An 18,762-nucleotide genomic window follows, 5' to 3' on the forward strand; every position below is an offset into this window, starting at 1 on the left:
CCTATCCGGCACTTCGCGGGCGGAAGGTGTGGCGCGGGTTGCGCCAGTCGATCCCGTCGAGCATGTAGGCCAGTTGGGCCGACGAGATCGCCACCACGCCGTCAGCCGGAGAGGGCCAGATGAACCGCCCCTTCTCCAGGCGCTTGGCGTACAGCGACATGCCCAGGCCGTCGTGCCAAAGGACCTTGATCAGATCCCCCCGAGCACCCCGGAAAACGAACAGGTCACCGGCGTGGGGATCGCGGCCGAGCGCCTCCTGCACCTGCAGCGCCAAGCCGTTCATGCCGCGCCGCATGTCCGTCCGCCCGACCGCCAGCCAGACCCGGACGCCCGTCGGAACCGGGATCATCGCCGCTCCAGCACGTCCAAGACCCGGCACAGCAGCTGGGCACCGACACCATCGCCGACACGGACACGGTAGCCACCAGCCAGATCGATCTCCACCACGCCGGCAGAAGAAGAGGCTTCCTTCCGCCCGGAGGCCGCCATGTCCTCGGCCACCACCACCGGCACCATATGGGCCGGCACCGTCTCGCCCTGTTGTCCCCCGAAACGCTTGCGCCAAGTGAAAACCTGATTGTCGTTGACCCCGTACCGCCGCGCCACCCCGGCCACAGAGGCCCCGGGCTCGTAGGTCGCCGCGACGATCTCCCGCTTCAGATCCTCAGGCCAAGAACGGTTCCGCCGCCGCCCGGTCGAGTTTCTGTCCATAAATGAATCCGTGGACACTTCCGCCAACTTCAACGCCAATCAGGCGATCAGCTTCGCCGAAGCTCACCCGGCCGGGAAGGCGGTCCACGCCGGAGGGATACGTAACAACGCTCCCGAGGATGATGCGATGACGTGGCGCTCAGGGCAGTCCTATTCTCAGGACTTGCGCGATAGAGTTTTGGCGGCTGTGGACAGCGGCATGAGCGCCTACGAGGTGGCGCCGCTGTTCCGGGTGAGCGTTTCGTACATCTACAAGGCCCAAGGCCGCCGCCGGGCCACCGGCGAGACGACGGTGAAGCCACGGCCTGGGCGGCCAGGACAGAAGCTGGCGGCTCACCTTGAGGCGTTGCAGGCGCAGATCAAGGTCGAGCCCGATGCCACGCTGGCTGAGTTGCGCGCCTGGGTTCTGGCCGAATTGGGCGTGTCGATCAGCGTCGGCGGCCTGTGGAACACGCTTGAGCGGCTCGACCTCAGTCTGAAAAAAAGAGTGCGCATGCTGCCGAGCAGGAACGTCCCGACGTAGCCGAAGGACGCATCGCCTGGCGAGCCGAGCAGCCGGCGCTGGACCCAACCCGCTTGGTCTTCCTTGATGAAACCGGGGCATCGACCAACATGACCCGGCGCTACGGACGGGCGCCGCGCGGTCAGCGGCTGCTGGCTGCGGTGCCGCACGGTCATTGGAAAATGACCACCTTCGTCGGGGCGCTCCGGCATGACGGAATCTCCGCCCCCTTCGTCATCGACAAGGCGATGAATGGCGCGATCTTCCTGGCCTATGTCGAGCAGGTCCTGGCTCCGACCTTGCGGCCCGGCGACATCGTCGTAATGGACAATCTGCCCGCCCACAAGGTGGCAGGGGTCAAGCAACTCATCGAAGCCCGAGGGGCCACCCTGCGGTATCTGCCGCCCTACTCCCCAGACCTCAATCCCATCGAGCTCGCCTTCGCCAAGCTCAAGAGCCTGCTGCGAAAGGCGCAAGCCCGCACCATCAACACCTTATGGGACGTGATCGGAAAACTCATCGACCTGTTTCCGCCCGAGGAATGCGCCAATTTCTTCGCCCACGACGGATATGGACGCTCGATGTGAAAATGCTCTAATCCTCTCCCTTGGGCGCGGACCCAAGGGAGAGAACAGAGATCACTTCTGTTCTTGAAGCTGGCGCTTCAATGCCTCCATCGGGTCTTCCGGCGCATCTTCCGCAGCTCCCTCTTCCGACGGGGTGTCGCTGCTTTCAGGGGCGCCATAGGCGGGGGCATCGATTTCCAGGTGGATGGTGTTCACATCCACCTTGGTCCGGCTGCCCAATCCGCCTTCCACCAGCGACGGGAAGGCGATGACCAAGCCAACCATGATGATCTGGATGCAGACGAAGGGGATGGCGCCCCAATAGATATCGGTTGTCTTGATGCCCTTGATGCGGCGCCTTGTCACCTTGTCGTCGTAATCATCCTTGGGCGCGACCGAACGCAGGAAGAACAGGGCGAAGCCGAAGGGCGGATGCATGAACGAGGTCTGCATGTTCACCGCCAGCAACACGCCGAACCAGATCAGATCGATACCCAGCTTTTCCGCCACCGGCCCCAGCAGCGGGACGATGATGAAGGCCAGCTCGAAAAAATCGAGGAAGAAGGCGAGGACGAAGACCAGGATGTTGACGACGATCAGAAAGCCCAACACGCCGCCGGGCAGGCCGGTCAGCAGGTGCTCGACCCACAAATCACCGTTGACGGCGCGGAACACCAAACCGAAGACGGTCGAGCCGATCAGAATGAACAGCACGAACGACGACAGCTTGGCGGTGCTTTCCATGGCCTGTTTCATCAAATCCACGGACAGGCGGCGGCGGATGACAGCCAGGATCAGGGCACCGGCGGCCCCCATGGCGCCGGCTTCGGTCGGCGTCGCCACGCCGATGAAGATGGTCCCCAGGACCAGGAAGATCAGCACCAGCGGCGGCACCAGCGAGAACAAAACCTTCTGCACCAGCTTGAAGCCGCGCAGGGTGCGTGCATCCAGCGGCAGGGCCGGGGCGGCACTGGGGCGGAAGATGGTGGTCAAGGCGATGAAGCCGGCATACATGGCGGTCAGCACCAGACCGGGGAACATGGCGCCTTGGTACATGTCGCCGACCGAACGGCCCAACTGGTCGGCCATGATGATCAGCACCAAGGACGGCGGGATGATCTGGGCCAAGGTGCCGGAAGCGGCGATGACGCCGGTGGCTAGGCGCGGATCATAGCCGTAACGCAGCATGATCGGCAGCGAGATCAGACCCATGGAAATGACGCTGGCGGCGACCACACCGGTAGTGGCGGCCAACAGGGCACCGACGAAGATGACCGCATAGGCCAGACCGCCGCGGATGGGGCCGAACAACTGGCCGATGGTGTCCAGCAGGTCTTCGGCCATGCCGCTGCGTTCCAGGATCAACCCCATGAAGGTGAAGAACGGAATGGCCAGCAGGGTTTCGTTGCGCATGATGCCGAACACACGTTCAGGCAGCGCCTGGAACAGTTCGACATGGAACAGGCCCAGTTCCATGCCCAGCAGGCCGAACAGCAGGCCATTGGCGCCCAGGGCGAAAGCCACCGGATAACCGCACAGCAGGAACAGAACCAGGGCGCCAAACATCAAGGGCGCCATATTGGCGATAATGAAGGCGGTCATTCCTTGGCCCCTCCGTGATGGCCGGCGGCAGGGGCGCCGTATGAGTCAATATGTCCGCTCAGGAAGGCTGCGCGCTTGATGATTTCCGACAAGCCTTGCAGCACCAGCAAGGCGAAGCCCACCGGGATCAGCAGTTTGGCTGGCCAGCGGATCAAGCCGCCGGCATCGCTGGAATGTTCCATGGTGACGAACGAATCGACGAAGATGGGGATCGACAGCCACATGATCATGATCGCCATGGGGAATAGGAAGAACAGGCCCCCCAGAATGTCGATCCAGGCCTGAGCCCGCTGACTGAGCCCGCTGCTGAGCACGTCGATGCGGATATGTTCATTGCGGAGCAAGGTGTAGCCCGCAGCCAGCAGGAACACTGCCGAGAACAAATACCACTGGACTTCAAGCCATGCGTTGGAACTGGCGTTGAACGCATAACGGATCACGGCGTTACCCGAACTGACGATGACCGCCAGCAGGATCAGCCAACATACCGACTTGCCGACCATCGTATTCAGACGGTCGATCAGGCCGCTGAGTTTCAGCAGCAGCGTCATGGAACCTCCCTAGAACCTGTACCGGTATTACCTCTTGGACAATCGCACTATGACATGGTGTCAATACGAAGGCCAGATGGCCCATGCATTACGGATTTCCGTAATAGGGGTCAGCGGAATTGCGGAACCGGATTGGGGAAGTCATCCCCTTCCAGCAATTGCCAGCCGTTGACGCCAAAGGCTTCCAGCGGCTGAAAGCGGGATTTGTAGGCCATCTTGCGGCTTTCGGCGATCCAATAGCCCAAGTAAACATAAGGGAGCCCCAGGCGCAGCGCCTCATCGATCAGCCACAACACCATGAAGGTGCCGAGCGATCGCCTGTCCATGTCGGGGGCATAAAAACTGTAGACGGCGGACAGACCATCGCTCATGCGATCGGTCAGGCAGACGGCGGTCAAAGTGCCGTCGGATTGGCGGAATTCCAGCAAGGACGTGTCGATGGGGCTGTCTTCGACCATGGATCGGTAGTCATAGAATCCCATCAGCGCCATGTCGCCGCCGCTGTGACGGGATTCCTGATACTGAGAAAACAGCTTGTATTGTTCCGCTGTCGCCCGCGCCGGCACCATGCCGGCGGTCAGATCCTGATTTTGGCGCCAGACCTTACGCATGGTTCGATCCGGCTGAAAGCGGCGGACGGCGATGCGCACCGGGATACAAGCCGAACATCCCGGACAGGCCGGGGTATAGGCGATGGAATGGGAGCGGCGAAAGCCCGCGCGCGACAGGGCCTCATGTAGAATTTCGGCATCCGGCCCATTCAACTCGGTAACGATCTTGCGTTCCAGCCGACCATTGATATAGGGGCAGGGCAAAGCCGCCGTCGTGAAGAAGAAATGTGGACGCTTGAGCGGAATGTGATCCATCGAAACCGGTCTCGGCCAGGGCGAGCGCCTATTATAAGCGGGTTTTAGCGTTGATAACCACTGTTCCGGCCAGGAAGTCGTGCAAGGTCCGTCTTTGTGGGTTGAACAAGGCGATAATCAGCACCAGAAAGCCGGTCAGCGCCACCGATCCAAAAAACGCCACCGTCAAAATCAAGGCCTGCAACGGCGATGGCGGCAGCCCATCGGCGGCAGTGGCAACCTGGATCCCCATCACGCGCATACCCAAGGTAGCCGAGGCTTGGCTGGCGATCAGCAAGGTGTGATAGGCCAAAGGCAGCAGGACAACGACCACGGCTTGCAGCGGCAACAGCAGGCCAAAGCTTAAGACCCCCAGCAGGCCGGTGGCCACCCATGCCACCACGACCAGGATAGAGATCACCACCAGATCGACGAGGTAAGCGAATATCCGCTTCAAGGTGATGCCACTGAACAATTCGGGCTGGCGCATGGGGTCCATGTCCTGCCCGGGCGGAATGATGGTGATGTGGGTGTTCACGCTGTTTCTCCTGCCGTCCCCTTGGGATTTAGGTTCGCCATGGGGGCCGTGCCAGGGTTAACCCTTTTTGCCGCCATTGGCCGGGGAGGGGGCGGGCGTTTGTGCCGGGGGCGGCGAGGTGGCAGGGACAGGCGTTTGTGGCGGTTCGGTCAGGTCGTTCTCGCGCAGCAAAATGATGCTGATGCGGCGATTGCGCGGCGCTTTGGGATCGTCGACCACCAAGGGCTCGGACGAGGCGCGACCGACGATGCGGTCAATGCGCTCTTCGGGTACGCCCGAGCCCAGCAAGGCCCGGCGGCTGGCCAGGGCGCGGTCGGCGGATAATTCCCAATTGGTGTAGCCGGAGGGATCGCGGAAGGGGATGGCATCGGTGTGGCCGGTGATGGAAATCTTGTTGGGCATCTGGTTGACGATGCGCGACACCAGATCAAGCAAGGCGCGGGTATGGCCGAACATGGCCGAACTGCCCGACGGGAACATGGCCAAGCCTTCCTGGTCGGTGATCTGGATGCGCAAGCCCTCGGGGGTGTTGTCGACCATCATCGAGCCCTCGAACTGCTTCAGTTCGGGGATGCCCTTGAGCGCGTTATCCAGGACTTCCTTGGCCTTGTCGAACTTCTGCTGTTCGCGTTCGGCCATCTTCTCGCGGAAATCCTCTTCGCTCATGCCCTCCATGGGTTCGGTGTTTTCCGAGGTCATGTCCTCGCCGCCGGGACCGATGGAAGACGGCGGCAGATGCTGGACCAGACTGGGCGAACTGGTTTGCGACACCTGAGCGCCCTGACCGATCACCTGACCACCGAGCAGGCCGCCGGCACCCGAGGCGCTTTTCGAGGCCATGGAGGGGGCGAAATAGTTGGAAATGCCGGTCAGCTGTTCTTCCGTCACCGCGTTCAGCAACCACAGCAGCAAAAAGAACGCCATCATCGCGGTCACGAAGTCGGCATAGGCCACCTTCCAGGCGCCACCATGGTGGCCGGCCGCAACCTTCTTGACCCTTTTGATGATGATCTGCTGACCTTCGGCCATCGCGCTTTCGCCTTACCAGCTCATCAATCTGGCGGCAGATTGGTGACGGTTTCTTCAAGCTCCTGGAAGGTCGGACGCAATTCGTCGGGCAGGATCTTGCGGGCGAATTCGATGGAGACCTGGGGGGCATAGCCTTGCATGTGGGCCAGCAGGCCAGCCTTGATGGCCAGCAGATAATAGTGATCGGAATCGAACGACATCTGCATGTTGCGCGCCATGGGGGCGAAGAAGGCGTAGGAGATGAGCACGCCGGTGAAGGTGCCGACCAGCGCCGCGCCGATCAGATGCCCCAGCACTTCCGGCGGTTCGGTGATCGACCCCATGGTGTGAATGACGCCCAGCACGGCGGCGACGATGCCCAGGGCCGGCATGGCGTCGGCCATCAGGTTCACCGCGTGGGAAATCTCGTGGTAATGCTTGTGGTGTGCTTCCAACTCGCCATCGATGATGGATTCAAGCTCGTGGGCGTTGGAGGTGCCCAAGGTCAACAGGCGCAGATAGTCGCAAAAGAAGGTCCGCGTGTGATGATCGTTGGAAAAGCCGGGAAACTTTTGGAACAGCGGGCTTTCATCGGGCTTTTCCACATGACTTTCCAAGGCCAGGTCGCCCTTGGTCTTGGCTAGTTTGAATACCGCATACAGCATGGACAGCATCTCGATATATGCGTCCTTTTTGTAATGCGCCCCCTTGAACACCATGCCGATCTTCTTGAACACGCCCATGACGATGTCTTTGGGATTGCCCAAGAACATTGACCCGAAGGCCGCGCCAAGAATGATGATGAACTCGAAAGGCTGCCACAACACATCAAGGTGACCACCCGCAGCGGCATAACCGCCAATCACACTCGCAATTGTCACCACGATGCCGATGATCGCGAACATTCACTTCCCCTGCTGCGGTCCAATCGGGACACCACACGACCACTTGATCGTTTCGGAGAATGCTATATTTCGTCGCCTGTGTCCCGAGTCAACTGCGTTCTTGGCAAAAAAACATGATGCGGACAGGCCTTGGGGGAAAACGTTAAAGCCGGCATTTGACCTATGGCGGTCAACCCCAGTAATCTCAATATCCGTCATCATCAACATCGAGCGAGTGCAATGACCGTCGACCCGCGTTCCTTCCGCAAGGCCTTGGGCTGTTTCGCCACGGGCGTCACCGTCGTGACAACGGTGAATCCCGATGACAACACGCCCATCGGGGTGACCGTCAGCGCTTTCTCTTCGCTCTCGCTGGAACCGCCGCTGGTGCTGTTCTGCCTGGGCAATAAGACGTCCAGCCTGGATTCCTTCAAGCGTTCCGGGCGTTTCGTCATCAACATCCTGGCGGAAAGCCAACGCGACCTGTCCATCCGCTTCGCCAGTCGGGTCGAGGACAAGTGGGCCGGAATCGTCGCCGAGAGCGGCCTGGGGGGCGTGCCGGTGCTGGGCGGCTGCATCGCCAATCTGGAATGCTCGCTTGTCAATACGGTTGACAGTGGCGATCATGTGATTTTCATCGGTCAGGTGGAAAACATCCACTATCAGGAAGGCGGTTCGCCGCTTTTGTATTTCCGTGGTGCTTACATGGATTGCGGCGCCGGGGTCTGATCGTTCATTCCGGCAGGCTGGCCATGGACCCCAGCCTGCGTGCCGGAAAACCGGCTTGCCGCAAGGCGCCAAGCATGGCTTCCACGTGGCTGGAATCGGTGGCTTCGACCACCACGTCCAATTCGGCACTTTTCACCGGCACGTCCTGAAACAGGCGTTGGTGATAGACTTCCAGGATATTGCCGCCATGTTCGGCGATCAGACTGGTGGCGCGGGCTAACGTGCCTGGAGCGTCGCTGATCTCGATGCGCAGGCGGGCCAGACGACCGGCTCGCACAAGTCCCCGCATCAGAATGGACGCCATGACCCGGTTATCGATGTTGCCGCCGGAAATGACCAGAACCACCTTTCTCGCGGCAAAACGCGCCGATTGGGTCATCAGCAGGGCCAGGGGCGCTGCCCCGGCGCCTTCGGCGACGATCTTCTGTTCTTCCATCAGCCAGACGATGGCCTGTTCGATGGCGGTGTCGTTCACGGCGAAAACGTCGTCGAAATGCTGGTCGATGATCGGCTTGGTCAGGCTGCCGGGATATTTGACGGCAATGCCTTCGGCCAGGGTCTGGGGTGAAGGCGGGGCGTCAGCCACAGGTTGACGAACGAGGGTGGGGAAGCTGGCGCTTTGTACTCCGGTCAGGCGGGGCGGGGTGGGGGCGTCGTGCAAGGCGATGGCCATGCCGGCGGCCAGACCGCCGCCGCCGATGGGAATGATGACATCGTCGGCATCGGTGACTTGTCGGGCCAGTTCCAGCCCGACGGTGCCCTGGCCGGCGATGATCAGCGGGTCATCATAGGGATGGATGAAGATCAGTCCCTGTTCGGTCGCGAGGATGTGGGCGTGCTGTTGCGCCTCGGCCAGGGTTTCGCCGACCAGCACCACGGTGGCACCATAGGCTTGGGTGCGTTGCACCTTGGTCAGTGGGGTGAAGCGTGGCATCACCACCGTGGCCGGAATACCCAGTCGGGCACAATGCAGGGCGACACCCTGAGCGTGGTTGCCCGCCGACATGGCGATGACGCCGACTTGTCGTTCTGCCGTATTCAGCGCCAGGATGCGGTTGAGCGCGCCTCGGGCTTTGAACGAGCCGGAATGCTGCAGGTTTTCCAGTTTCAGCCAAACCTGCGCTGCTCCCGTCATTTGGGCCAGCTTGGGCGCCGCCACCACCGGGGTCAGGGCGACGCTGCCGTCAAGAGCGGCGGCGGCGCTTCTGACCTGATCGATGGTTACGGTCAATAGCTGGGCTCCAGGCTGATGGAGGCCGATCCTTCCGCCGGCTTGGTGATGGTGACGCCGTCATTGATCTGCCAGCGCGCCAGCAGGTCGCGGTAATGACGCGACAGCGGGTTGCCCGACTGGCCGGTGGCCAGGGCGAAGGTGCTTTTATTCAGGTCGGCCAGATCAAACACCACTCGCAGACCGGCACCATGCACCTGGGTGAACTGGCCAGGGACGAAGGTGCCGCGATTGATGGTGAAATCATCGCCATCGCTGGGTACCTGGCTGTCCGACAGATTACGCAAAATCGGCACCCGGCTGAGCACCGGATGGGCGAAACGGGCTTGATGCACATCGCCCCAGCGCCACTCGGTCGGAGATTTGCCAGGATATTTCGCCGCCAGTTCGCTCACCGCCGATTCCAGGGTCTGGGCGACGAGGTCGTCGCAGGATTCCGCCACCTCGGTGGTGGTATCGTCGCACCAATGGCGGTTGACGGTCAGGATCTCCCCCAATGTGGTGGGGCGGACCGCCCGCATGGACGCCATGTCCTCCCCCAATTCGTCGGCCAGGATGCGTGTCCACAGCTTGTCCACCCAAGCGTTGAAGATCAGCGGCTCGGGTCGGTCTTGGCCCATGCCGCCGTCCCAGGCGGCGATCATCTTGGCGGCCTGGGTGGCCTGGGGCGACAAGGTGTCGGGCACCTCAAGCAGTTCCTTCAACTCGCGTGCCGCCACCGATTGGGCATCCATCTGCATGGAGCGCAGCATGGTCCCATCAAGCTTGGTCTGATCTTCCAGCAACTCGTCAAAGCGGCGGGCGCGGTAGGGTTCCGGCCAGCGGGTGGTGAGGCGATAGGGATATTTGGCCCCAACCACCTGATTGTTGGCATTGACGATGGTGCCGGATTTCGGGTTCAGGCTTTGCGGCATCTTGGCGAAGGGTACCCAGCCGGTCCAATCGCCGGCATTGGTCCAGCCGGCTGCCGGCGAAAAACCATCGCCCTTGCCCCGCAACGGCACCCGACCGGCGGTGATGAAGCCGATATTGCCGGTTTGGTCGGCATAGGCGAAGTTTTGCACCGGTGCATGAAAGTCGGCCAGGGCACCGACAAAGCTGCGCCAATCGACGGCGCGGCCCAATCGGTACAACCCTTGCGCGGTGCGGTCATCGGGCTCCAGCGCCGTGGATTTCAAGGCGATGACCTGGGTGTCCTTTTGCCCGGCCTTAAGCTCGGAAAGTACCGGACCGTGGCGGGTTTCGCGCACGGTCAGGGTTTCCGGCTGGCCATCCTTGACGGCAATCACTTCCTGGCGTTCGGTGAAGGGCAGGGCGCCCTTGCCGTTCTGATAACTGCTGTCGCCGACCACGTTTTCCACGAACAGATCGACGGTATCGGCATGGGTGGTGGTGGTGCCCCAGGCCATGCGACCGTTATGGCCGATCAGATGGAAGGGAATGCCAGGAACCATGGCCCCGGTCAGGCGCAGGCCGGGGGCTTCCACTGACAGCAGATACCAAAGCGACGGCGCCTGGAAGGGCAGGTGAGGGTCGTTGGCCAGAATCGGCGCGCCGCTGGCGCTGCGCTTGCCCGATATGGCGACGATATTGGAGGCCAGATGCGGCTCGGCCGTTTCCGGCAGAGTGGCCAGCACCTTGTCGATAAGTCCGGCGGCGACGGTGATCGGGCTATCAGTGGCTTCGGGCCACAATTCGGCCAGCCGCTTGGCCGGGATGCGCCCCGCCAGCTTGCCGCGCAGGGCTTCGTCGCGCCAATCGGCGGTCAGCTGCAGCGCCATCATCCGACCCCAGACCAGGGAATCCGCGGGAGTCCAAGGTTCCGGCCAGAAGCCTAGCAGCAGAAATTCCGGCGGCAGCCGATGGCGATTGTCGTCAATCCAGGCATTGACACCCTCGGCATAGGCGCGCAACGCGTCACGAGTCGGGTCGTCCAACTGGGCCAGCGATCCCTGGGCCAGCCGATAAAGCCCCAAGGTGCGCATGAAACGGTCACTTTTCAGTCCCGCCTCGCCGACAATTTCGGCCAGCCGACCGGCGCCAATGCGGCGCTGCAATTCCATCTGCCACAACCGGTCCTGGGCATGAATCCAGCCCATGGCAAAATAAGCGTCGTGGCCCGAACGGGCGGTGATGTGCGGAATACCCGCGTCGTCGCGGGTGATCGAGGCGGAATATTCCATCCCACGCGCTGGCACCCGGCCTTCGACCCGGGGCAGCGAACTCATGATCCAGACGAAGGCGACGGAGATCACGGCCAGGAAGGTCAGGCCAAGGATATTGGCGATCCAGCCCCAATGGCTCATCTCTTTGCCGAAGAAGACGGTTTCCGCCTGCTTGGGGCTTTGAGAGTCTAGAGGTGAATCCTGCACGAATGGCTCCAAGGCCAGGGATGGGGCAAAGGGCTTGGGGGCAAGTGGTAATTGGAAGGGGCCGGGCGCGCAAGTATAATGACGCCAGACCGCATGGCATTTCCCAGACCTTTAACCCTGTGGTATAGCCATGCAGCCAATTCATCCACCGAGGATCAGATGATCGGAAAACTCAATCACGTCGCCATCGCCGTCCCCGACCTGGACGCCGCCACCAAGCTTTATCGCGATACTTTGGGGGCCAAGGTTTCCGATCCGGTGCCGCAGCCGGCGCACGGCGTCACCGTGGTGTTCGTCGAATTGTCCAACACCAAGGTGGAATTGCTCCATCCGCTTGGGGAAAAGTCGCCCATCGCCGCCTTCTTGGAAAAGAACGCCAATGGCGGCATCCATCATATCTGCTACGAGGTCGAGGATATCCTGGCCGCGCGCGACAAGCTGAAGGCCGAGGGCGCCCGTGTTCTGGGCGACGGCGAACCCAAGATCGGCGCTCATGACAAGCCGGTCCTGTTCCTGCATCCCAAGGATTTCTGCGGCACCCTGGTCGAGTTGGAACAGGCCTGATTATCCAACCGGGAACCGGAGGGCGTCATGAGCGGATATTGCCACAGCGCCCCCGGTCACCCGATCCACGGTCCCTATCATGACAGTGAGTACGGCTTTCCCGTCGCCGACGACAGGGTGCTGTTCGAGCGGTTGTGTCTGGAAATCTTTCAGGCCGGCCTGTCCTGGCTGATCGTACTGAAAAAGCGCCCAGCCTTGAACGCGGCCTTTGACGGCTTCGATCCAGCCCGTGTTGCTGGCTATGATGATGGGGACGTTGCCCGCCTGCTGGCCGATGCCAGCATCATCCGCAATCGCCGCAAGATCGCCGCTACTATCGAAAACGCAAAACGTTTCAAGGTGTTACAGGTAGATCATGGGTCTTTTTCCCATTGGCTGGCCGCCCATCATCCGCGTGATAAGGCCGATTGGGTAAAGCTGTTTCGCCAGACTTTCGTCTTCATGGGGGGCGAGGTGGTGGGGGAATTCCTGATGAGCATCGGCTATATGCCCGGCGCCCATCACCCGGATTGCCCGGTCTTCGCCGAACTCACCAAAATACAGCCGCCATGGATGAAGGCCTGAAAAGCAAAAAGGCAAGACCTTCGGCCTTGCCTTCTCTGCGTCTCCGCGCCTGGATTGCTTTGCAGCTATCCGGCGGCCTCCTCCCTAAACTTGAGCCGCAGCATGGGTGTCAGTTTCGACTTGCCCCATCGCTCCCGTAAACGGGTCGAGGAGGAAACTACGTAATTTCCTGACGTTTGTCACCATTTTTTTTCCTGAAAGTTTCGCAAAAGGTATTACCGGTAGAATGCCTTGATGCTGCCATAGGGTTGGTGCAGGCTGGTCCATACGTCAAAGCGATGGGGAAAGCCCATGTCCACCAACCGGTTAACTATCATTGCCGCCGTTTTTTCGCTGTCCGTCCCGGCTTTCGCCCAGGCTCCTGCCGACAGTGCCGGACCGGGAGGGGTGCGGATCACCATTTCCAAGACCGATTGCTCGCGGCTGGTCCGTCATACGCCGTCCGATGACGTGGCGTTCCGCCCCGGCGAAGGCGTGAGGGGGAAACGGGTGGCCCCTGCCGACGTTCCCGGCAGCGGTGCCGGCGCCATTCCCAATCTGGTCCCGGACGTTCTGGAAATACCAATCAATATCAAGCCGATGCAGGGTAAGGCTTATGCGACCCACGGACTTGACGACACCACGTCGCAACTGGGCATCGTGCGCTACGACATCACCAAGAACACCTTTACCTTTAATGGCGAACCCATGGGTGGGGCCGATCAGCAGGCTCTGGCCGAGGCCTGTGCCAAGCGCGGTGTACGCTAAGTCCAGGCGCGACCTTGTCATAAGCGTGGGCATTGCCTAAAGTGACGCGCCTTGGCGGGCCGGGTGCCCGCGTTTCCGCTTGTCTTCGAGGATCCCCATGCGCCTGTCCCGCTTTTTCCTGCCGACCCTGAAGGAAACCCCGTCCGAGGCGCAGATCGCCTCGCATCGCCTGATGCTGCGCGCGGGCATGATCCGGCAATCGGCTTCGGGAATCTATACCTGGCTGCCTTTGGGCTGGAAAGTATTGCAGAAGATCGAACAGATCGTGCGCGAGGAACAGGATGCTGCCGGCGCCCAGGAATTGCTGATGCCGACCATCCAGTCGGCGGATATCTGGCGCGAATCGGGCCGTTATGACGCCTATGGCAAGGAAATGCTGCGCATCGTCGATCGTCATGACCGCGAAATGCTGTTTGGCCCGACCAACGAGGAATTGATCACCCAGATCTTCCGCGACAACGTCAAAAGCTATCGTGAGCTGCCGAAGATTCTGTACCACATCCAGTGGAAGTTCCGCGACGAGGTGCGCCCGCGCTTCGGCGTCATGCGGGGCCGCGAATTCCTGATGAAGGATTCGTACTCCTTCGACATCGATTTCGACGGTGCCAAGCGGTCTTACGAGGCCATGTTCAACGCCTATTTGCGCACCTTCAAGCGCATGGGCCTGACGGCAATCCCCATGGTCGCCGATTCGGGCGCCATCGGCGGCAATCTGACCCACGAATTCCATGTCCTGGCCGAAACCGGCGAATCGGGCGTGTTCTATGACGTGGCTTACGAGGAACTGGCGGCCAAGGACGCCGTGGATCTGGAAGCCCTGTCCAAGCTTTACGCCGTCACCGACGAAAAGCACGACCCCAATTCGCCCGAATGCCCGCCGGCGGACCGGCTGAAGGTGGCGCGCGGCATCGAGGTTGGCCACATCTTCTATTTCGGCACCAAGTATTCCAAGGCGATGGGCGCCGTGGTCGCCGGCCCCGACGGCAACCCGGTGCATGTGGAAATGGGGTCGTACGGCATCGGCGTCTCCCGCCTTGTTGGTGCCATCATCGAGGCCTATCACGATGACCGTGGCATCAAGTGGCCGGAAGCGGTCGCCCCCTTCAAGGTCGGCCTGATCAACCTGAAGGCCGGCGACGGCGCTTGCGACCGGGTGTGCGAGGATATGTATCGGGCCTTGTCGGAACAGGGTGTCGAAGTGCTGTATGACGATCGCGACGACCGTGCCGGGGTCAAGTTCGCCGACATGGACCTGATCGGCCTGCCGTGGCAATTGGTGGCCGGCCCCAAGGGTGTGGCGGCCGGTTTGGTCGAATTGAAGAACCGCCATACCGGCGAAAAGCAGGAATTGTCGGTCGAGGCCGCCCTGGCCCAGCTGACCGCGTAAGGAGAAGGAATGATTTTCGACGCCTTCGAGCGGATGGTGGCTTTCCGCTACCTCCGCGCGCGCCGCAAGGAAGGATTCATTTCCGTTATCGCCGGCTTTTCGCTCCTGGGCATCGGCCTGGGGGTGGCGACGCTGATCGTGGTGATGGCGGTGATGAACGGTTTCCGCCAGGAATTGCTGACCCGCATCCTGGGTATCAACGGCCATATGGGCGTCTATGGCACCGGTCCGGCCTTGGCGCAGTTCGATCCGTTGGCCCAGTCCATTCGCGGGTTGCCGGGCGTGGTCCGGGTCATTCCCACCGTCGAGGGCCAAGTGATGGCCACCTCGGCCTCAAGCGCTTCGGGGGCCATTGTCCGTGGCGTCCGTCCTGATGATTTGCTGGCGCGCGAGATTTTCGCCAAAGGCCTGGGCGGTAGCGGCGAAGAATTCAAAAATGGCGATGGTGTTCTGGTCGGCTATCGTCTGGCGGAGAAGCTGGGGTTGCAAATCGGCGACACCGTCACCCTGATCTCCCCCAAGGGCAACGCCACCGCTTTCGGCACGGTGCCGCGCATGCGCGGCTACACGGTGGCCGGCACCTTCAATGTCGGCATGTTTGAATACGATTCCGGCTTCATGTTCATGCCGCTGGAAGCCGCGCAGACCTATTTCAAATTTCCCGATGCCGTCACCCAGATCGAGGTGTTTCTCGACAACCACGACAAGGTGACCGAAACCCGCAACGCCATCTTCCGCCTGACCCAGGGCAATGTCCGCATCTATGACTGGCAACAGGCCAATGCCAGCTTTTTCAATGCTGTCCAGGTCGAACGCAACGTCATGTTCCTGATCCTGACCCTGATCATCCTGGTGGCCGCCTTCAACATCATCTCGTCGCTGATCATGCTGGTGAAGGACAAGGGGCGCGACATCGCCATCTTGCGCACCATGGGGGCGACACGCGGCATGATCATGCGCATCTTCTTCCTGGCCGGTGCTTCGGTCGGCGTGGTGGGGACGGTGTTCGGCACCATCTTGGGGGTGTGGTTCGCCACCCATATCGAACAGATCCGCCAGTTCATCCAGTCGATCATCGGGCGAGAACTCTTCGCCGCCGAAATCTATTTCCTTACCCAATTGCCGGCCCGCGTCGAATACGGCGAAGTGGTGGTGGTGGTGCTGATGGCCCTGGGCCTGTCCATCGCCGCCACCATCTATCCGTCCTGGCGGGCCGCCAATCTGGACCCGGTGGAGGCCCTGCGTTATGAGTGAGCCGCAAGCCCCCGGTCTGCGTCTGGAAAATATCCGACGTAGTTTCACCCAGGGCAAGGAAGCCCTGCATGTGCTGGACGGGGCGGAACTGGCCATCCAGCCGGGCGAGATCGTTGCCCTGGTCGGCCCGTCAGGTGCCGGCAAGTCCACGCTGTTGCACATCGCCGGTCTGCTGGAACGTCCCGATGGCGGCGAGGTCTGGCTGGCCGGCCAGCCTTGCGGCAAGCTGTCGGAAACCAAGCGCACCCAATTGCGCCGCTCGCATCTGGGCTTCGTCTACCAGTATCACCATCTGCTGCCGGAATTCTCGGCGGTGGAAAACGTCATCCTGCCGCAGATGATCGCAGGCCATTCGCGCAAGGCCGCGTCGGTGCGGGCCCTTGATCTGCTGGACCGCATGGGGCTAAAGCCGCGGGCGGAACATCGTCCCGGTCAGTTGTCGGGCGGCGAGCAGCAGCGCGTGGCCATCTGCCGGGCCTTGGCCAACCAACCCAAAGTGTTGCTGGCCGACGAGCCCACCGGCAATTTGGACCCGCATTCCGCCGATGGCGTATTCGCCCAGTTGCTGCATCTGGTGCGCTCCACCGGGGTGGCGGCGCTGATCGCCACTCATAACCCCGACCTGGCCAAGCGTATGGATCGGGTGGTACGGCTGGCCGAGGGCAAGCTGACGGAAAGCTAGGCCGTCGGCAGGGTGAACAGAAAGGTGCTGCCCTGGTCGGGTTCGGACTCGACCCAGATTTGGCCGCCATGGCGTTCGACGATGCGGCGGCAGATGGCCAAGCCAAATCCGGTCCCCTGGCTTTGACTGATGCCGTGCAGGCGGGTGAAGACATCGAAAATGGACGATTGGTATTCCGGCGCGATGCCGATGCCGTTGTCACGGAATCGGAACAACCAGAAAGCTCCCTGACGGGTCGCCGAAACATTGATCCGAGGGGGGATTCCGATACGGCTGTAGCGCAGGGCATTGTCCAACAGATTGTTCAGCAATTGTTGGATCTGACCTTCGTCACCCATCACCGGGGGCAGGGGGTCGTGGTCGATCCGTCCACCGAGGCGGCGCAACTGATCGTCATGGGTTTCGCGAACCCGATCGAGGATCGGACCGATCTCCAGCCGCTTCAGCGGTGCCCCTGCCGCCTTGACCTGGGCGTAGAGGCCCAGATCGTGCAGCAGCCGGCGCATATGGATCACTCCATCCACCGCATATTGAATGAAATCGCGCCCATCCTGATCCAGAACCGGGCCGTAACGTCGTTCCAGCATCTGCACATAGGTGGCTACCTGCCGTAGCGGCTCTTGCAGATCGTGGCTGGCGGCCGAGGTAAACTGACGCAGTTCGTCGTTCGACCGCTGCAGGTCGTCGAGGATAGCTTGGCGCTGCGCTTCCGCCCGGACCGAGCGGGTGGTGTCAATGGCGATCGCCAGCACCGCCAATTCGCCGCCGATCATCACCGCGGACGAGGCGATATCGGCATCGATCACCCGGCCATCCAAGGTGATCAGCTTTTGTCGCAAGGGCGGGGCTTCGTCACCGGGCGCTTTTAAGGCGGCGAGGCGGTCGGTGACGACGGAATGGTAATCCGGATGCAGCAGATCAAGGACCGGGCGGTCCAACAAATCTTCGGGACCGTGGGCGGCCATCAGCCGGACCGCTTCGCGGTTGCTGAAAATAACACGGCCCTGACGATGTAGGACGATGGCTGCCGGTGCTGTATCCAGCAGGTGGCGGTAACGGCTTTCGCTTTCACGCAAGGATTCGTACAACCGTGTCCGGTGCCGCCAGGCAAAAGCGGCATAAAACGACGTGGCCGCCACTGCCAGGATCAAGGCCAGCCCGATCGTGCTGATAACCGGGTCTTGGCGCCACCAATCCGACGGCCAGCCGGATGCCGGAACGGCGTAAATCCGCCAGACACCGCCGGGGAAGCTGATGTCGAGTTCCACAGGATTTTGCTCGAGCAGCTTTGAATCCCCGTGAAAGACTTGCCCATTGGTCTGGATCGCCAAATTAAGCCCGACATCGGGGGCCGATATCCCGGCCTGATCCAGCAAGGTGGAAAGGTCGATGACGATGGAGACAAGAGCGAAATAACTGGCTGGACCGCCCGGAGTGCTGGGCCGCACCACCGGGGTGCGGCTGATGACACCGATACCGCCTTGGACCAGGGGCAGGGGGCCGTCGACCACGGTCTTGCCGCTTTGGATGGTTTGTTCGACCTTTGGCCATTGTTTGGGGTTTTGCCGGTAATCCAGGCCGATGGCGCTTTCGTTGCCTAAGCGGGGATAGACCTGGCGCAGGACGGTGCCGTAGGCCACCCCCAGATTACGGACATCGCGGCGCGATCCCACCAATTGTTCGGCAATCGTGGCAAATTCGGCATCGGTCAACTGGCCATGGGCATGGATGGTTGCGGCCACCCCTTGGGTCAAGGTCAGCGACCCGTTCAGGGTGCTTTCGATATTGGCGCGAATGCGGCCCAGCCGTTCCACCGTCTCCGTCCGCAAACTTTGTAATTGCCGCTCATGTTGAGAAACCGCGATCCACATCACGGCAGCGGCGGCGGCGATCGTCACCAAGCTGGCGACGGCCAAAGCCTTCAACGTCGGCAAGGAAGTGGAGGGATTTTCCGCTGGCATGGCATTCACAGCCTTATCTTGCAAAGAGGATAGGAGCTTGGAATGGGTTGGTAAAGCGTAAAGG

The 18,762-nt window shown here is 61.4% G+C and carries 19 protein-coding genes; 8 read left to right on the forward strand and 11 right to left on the reverse strand.

Features of this window, described 5'->3' with window-relative positions:
- Position 1: 1 nt before the first annotated feature.
- Together tnpB and tnpA are read right to left on the reverse strand one after the other, a co-directional pair.
- Positions 2-349 (reverse strand): IS66 family insertion sequence element accessory protein TnpB, encoded by a 348-nt coding sequence (gene tnpB / locus MGMSRV2_RS05390; RefSeq protein ID WP_024078582.1) that lies wholly within the window; start codon positions 347-349, stop codon positions 2-4.
- A complete protein-coding gene (tnpA, locus tag MGMSRV2_RS22365) occupies positions 346-711 on the reverse strand; it encodes an IS66-like element accessory protein TnpA (protein WP_024079338.1) in 366 nt (121 codons plus the stop codon). The genes tnpB and tnpA overlap by 4 nt, the downstream gene beginning before the upstream one ends.
- 127 nt (positions 712-838) lie before the next feature.
- Between tnpA and MGMSRV2_RS05400 the strand changes: the two genes are divergently transcribed.
- Positions 839-1,800 (forward strand): IS630 family transposase gene (locus MGMSRV2_RS05400; protein ID WP_144084247.1). Its coding sequence is split into 2 segments (ribosomal slippage): positions 839-1,187 and positions 1,187-1,800, totalling 963 coding nucleotides; the frame shifts between segments, so codons are not numbered across the junction.
- 51 nt (positions 1,801-1,851) lie between these two features.
- On the opposite strand, the gene MGMSRV2_RS05405 is transcribed toward MGMSRV2_RS05400, so the two are convergent.
- The 6 genes from MGMSRV2_RS05405 to motA all read right to left on the reverse strand — a co-directional run bounded on the left by MGMSRV2_RS05405 (position 1,852) and on the right by motA (position 7,228).
- Positions 1,852-3,381: a TRAP transporter large permease gene (locus MGMSRV2_RS05405; protein ID WP_024079340.1), complete on the reverse strand. Its 1,530-nt coding sequence runs from the start codon at positions 3,379-3,381 to the stop codon at positions 1,852-1,854.
- Positions 3,378-3,932 carry a TRAP transporter small permease subunit gene (locus MGMSRV2_RS05410; RefSeq protein WP_024079341.1) on the reverse strand — a complete coding sequence of 185 codons (555 nt, stop codon included), beginning with the start codon at positions 3,930-3,932 and terminating at the stop codon, positions 3,378-3,380. The genes MGMSRV2_RS05405 and MGMSRV2_RS05410 overlap by 4 nt, the downstream gene beginning before the upstream one ends.
- A gap of 110 nt (positions 3,933-4,042) precedes the next feature.
- Positions 4,043-4,798, reverse strand: coding sequence for an arginyltransferase (locus tag MGMSRV2_RS05415; RefSeq protein WP_024079342.1), 756 nt, complete (start codon positions 4,796-4,798; stop codon positions 4,043-4,045).
- A gap of 31 nt (positions 4,799-4,829) precedes the next feature.
- Positions 4,830-5,315 (reverse strand): RDD family protein, encoded by a 486-nt coding sequence (locus MGMSRV2_RS05420; protein ID WP_024079343.1) that lies wholly within the window; start codon positions 5,313-5,315, stop codon positions 4,830-4,832.
- A gap of 57 nt (positions 5,316-5,372) precedes the next feature.
- Positions 5,373-6,344, reverse strand: coding sequence for a flagellar motor protein MotB (locus tag MGMSRV2_RS05425; protein WP_024079344.1), 972 nt, complete (start codon positions 6,342-6,344; stop codon positions 5,373-5,375).
- Between the two features lie 23 nt (positions 6,345-6,367).
- The gene (gene motA / locus MGMSRV2_RS05430) at positions 6,368-7,228 is read right to left on the reverse strand and encodes a flagellar motor stator protein MotA (protein WP_024079345.1); all 861 of its coding nucleotides are present in this window, start codon (positions 7,226-7,228) and stop codon (positions 6,368-6,370) included.
- Positions 7,229-7,447: 219 nt separating this feature from the next.
- On the opposite strand from motA, the gene MGMSRV2_RS05435 reads away from it, so the two are divergent.
- Positions 7,448-7,936, forward strand: a complete 489-nt coding sequence (locus MGMSRV2_RS05435) for a flavin reductase family protein (protein ID WP_024079347.1) — start codon at positions 7,448-7,450, stop codon at positions 7,934-7,936.
- Between the two features lie 4 nt (positions 7,937-7,940).
- On the opposite strand, the gene MGMSRV2_RS05440 is transcribed toward MGMSRV2_RS05435, so the two are convergent.
- Both MGMSRV2_RS05440 and MGMSRV2_RS05445 read right to left on the reverse strand, forming a co-directional pair.
- Positions 7,941-9,167 (reverse strand): threonine ammonia-lyase, encoded by a 1,227-nt coding sequence (locus MGMSRV2_RS05440; RefSeq protein ID WP_024079348.1) that lies wholly within the window; start codon positions 9,165-9,167, stop codon positions 7,941-7,943.
- A complete protein-coding gene (locus tag MGMSRV2_RS05445) occupies positions 9,164-11,539 on the reverse strand; it encodes a penicillin acylase family protein (protein ID WP_024079349.1) in 2,376 nt (791 codons plus the stop codon). The genes MGMSRV2_RS05440 and MGMSRV2_RS05445 overlap by 4 nt, the downstream gene beginning before the upstream one ends.
- Positions 11,540-11,698: 159 nt before the next feature.
- Between MGMSRV2_RS05445 and mce the strand changes: the two genes are divergently transcribed.
- The 6 genes from mce (at position 11,699) to MGMSRV2_RS05475 (ending at position 16,737) form a co-directional block, all read left to right on the forward strand.
- A complete protein-coding gene (mce, locus tag MGMSRV2_RS05450) occupies positions 11,699-12,103 on the forward strand; it encodes a methylmalonyl-CoA epimerase (protein WP_024079350.1) in 405 nt (134 codons plus the stop codon).
- Between the two features lie 27 nt (positions 12,104-12,130).
- Entirely contained in the window at positions 12,131-12,667 is a 537-nt protein-coding gene (locus MGMSRV2_RS05455) for a DNA-3-methyladenine glycosylase I (RefSeq protein ID WP_024079351.1), read from the forward strand.
- Between the two features lie 291 nt (positions 12,668-12,958).
- Positions 12,959-13,414, forward strand: a complete 456-nt coding sequence (locus MGMSRV2_RS05460; RefSeq protein WP_024079353.1) for a hypothetical protein — start codon at positions 12,959-12,961, stop codon at positions 13,412-13,414.
- Positions 13,415-13,511: 97 nt separating this feature from the next.
- Positions 13,512-14,801 carry a proline--tRNA ligase gene (proS, locus tag MGMSRV2_RS05465; RefSeq protein WP_024079354.1) on the forward strand — a complete coding sequence of 430 codons (1,290 nt, stop codon included), beginning with the start codon at positions 13,512-13,514 and terminating at the stop codon, positions 14,799-14,801.
- 9 nt (positions 14,802-14,810) lie between these two features.
- Positions 14,811-16,055, forward strand: coding sequence for a lipoprotein-releasing ABC transporter permease subunit (locus tag MGMSRV2_RS05470; RefSeq protein WP_024079355.1), 1,245 nt, complete (start codon positions 14,811-14,813; stop codon positions 16,053-16,055).
- On the forward strand, positions 16,048-16,737 hold the full coding sequence (locus tag MGMSRV2_RS05475) for an ABC transporter ATP-binding protein (RefSeq protein ID WP_024079356.1): 690 nt from the start codon (positions 16,048-16,050) through the stop codon (positions 16,735-16,737). The genes MGMSRV2_RS05470 and MGMSRV2_RS05475 overlap by 8 nt, the downstream gene beginning before the upstream one ends.
- On the opposite strand, the gene MGMSRV2_RS05480 is transcribed toward MGMSRV2_RS05475, so the two are convergent.
- Positions 16,734-18,698 carry an ATP-binding protein gene (locus MGMSRV2_RS05480; protein ID WP_024079357.1) on the reverse strand — a complete coding sequence of 655 codons (1,965 nt, stop codon included), beginning with the start codon at positions 18,696-18,698 and terminating at the stop codon, positions 16,734-16,736. The genes MGMSRV2_RS05475 and MGMSRV2_RS05480 overlap by 4 nt on opposite strands.
- Positions 18,699-18,762 lie beyond the last annotated feature (64 nt).

This window comes from Magnetospirillum gryphiswaldense MSR-1 v2 (assembly GCF_000513295.1).
Taxonomy (GTDB): domain Bacteria; phylum Pseudomonadota; class Alphaproteobacteria; order Rhodospirillales; family Magnetospirillaceae; genus Magnetospirillum; species Magnetospirillum gryphiswaldense.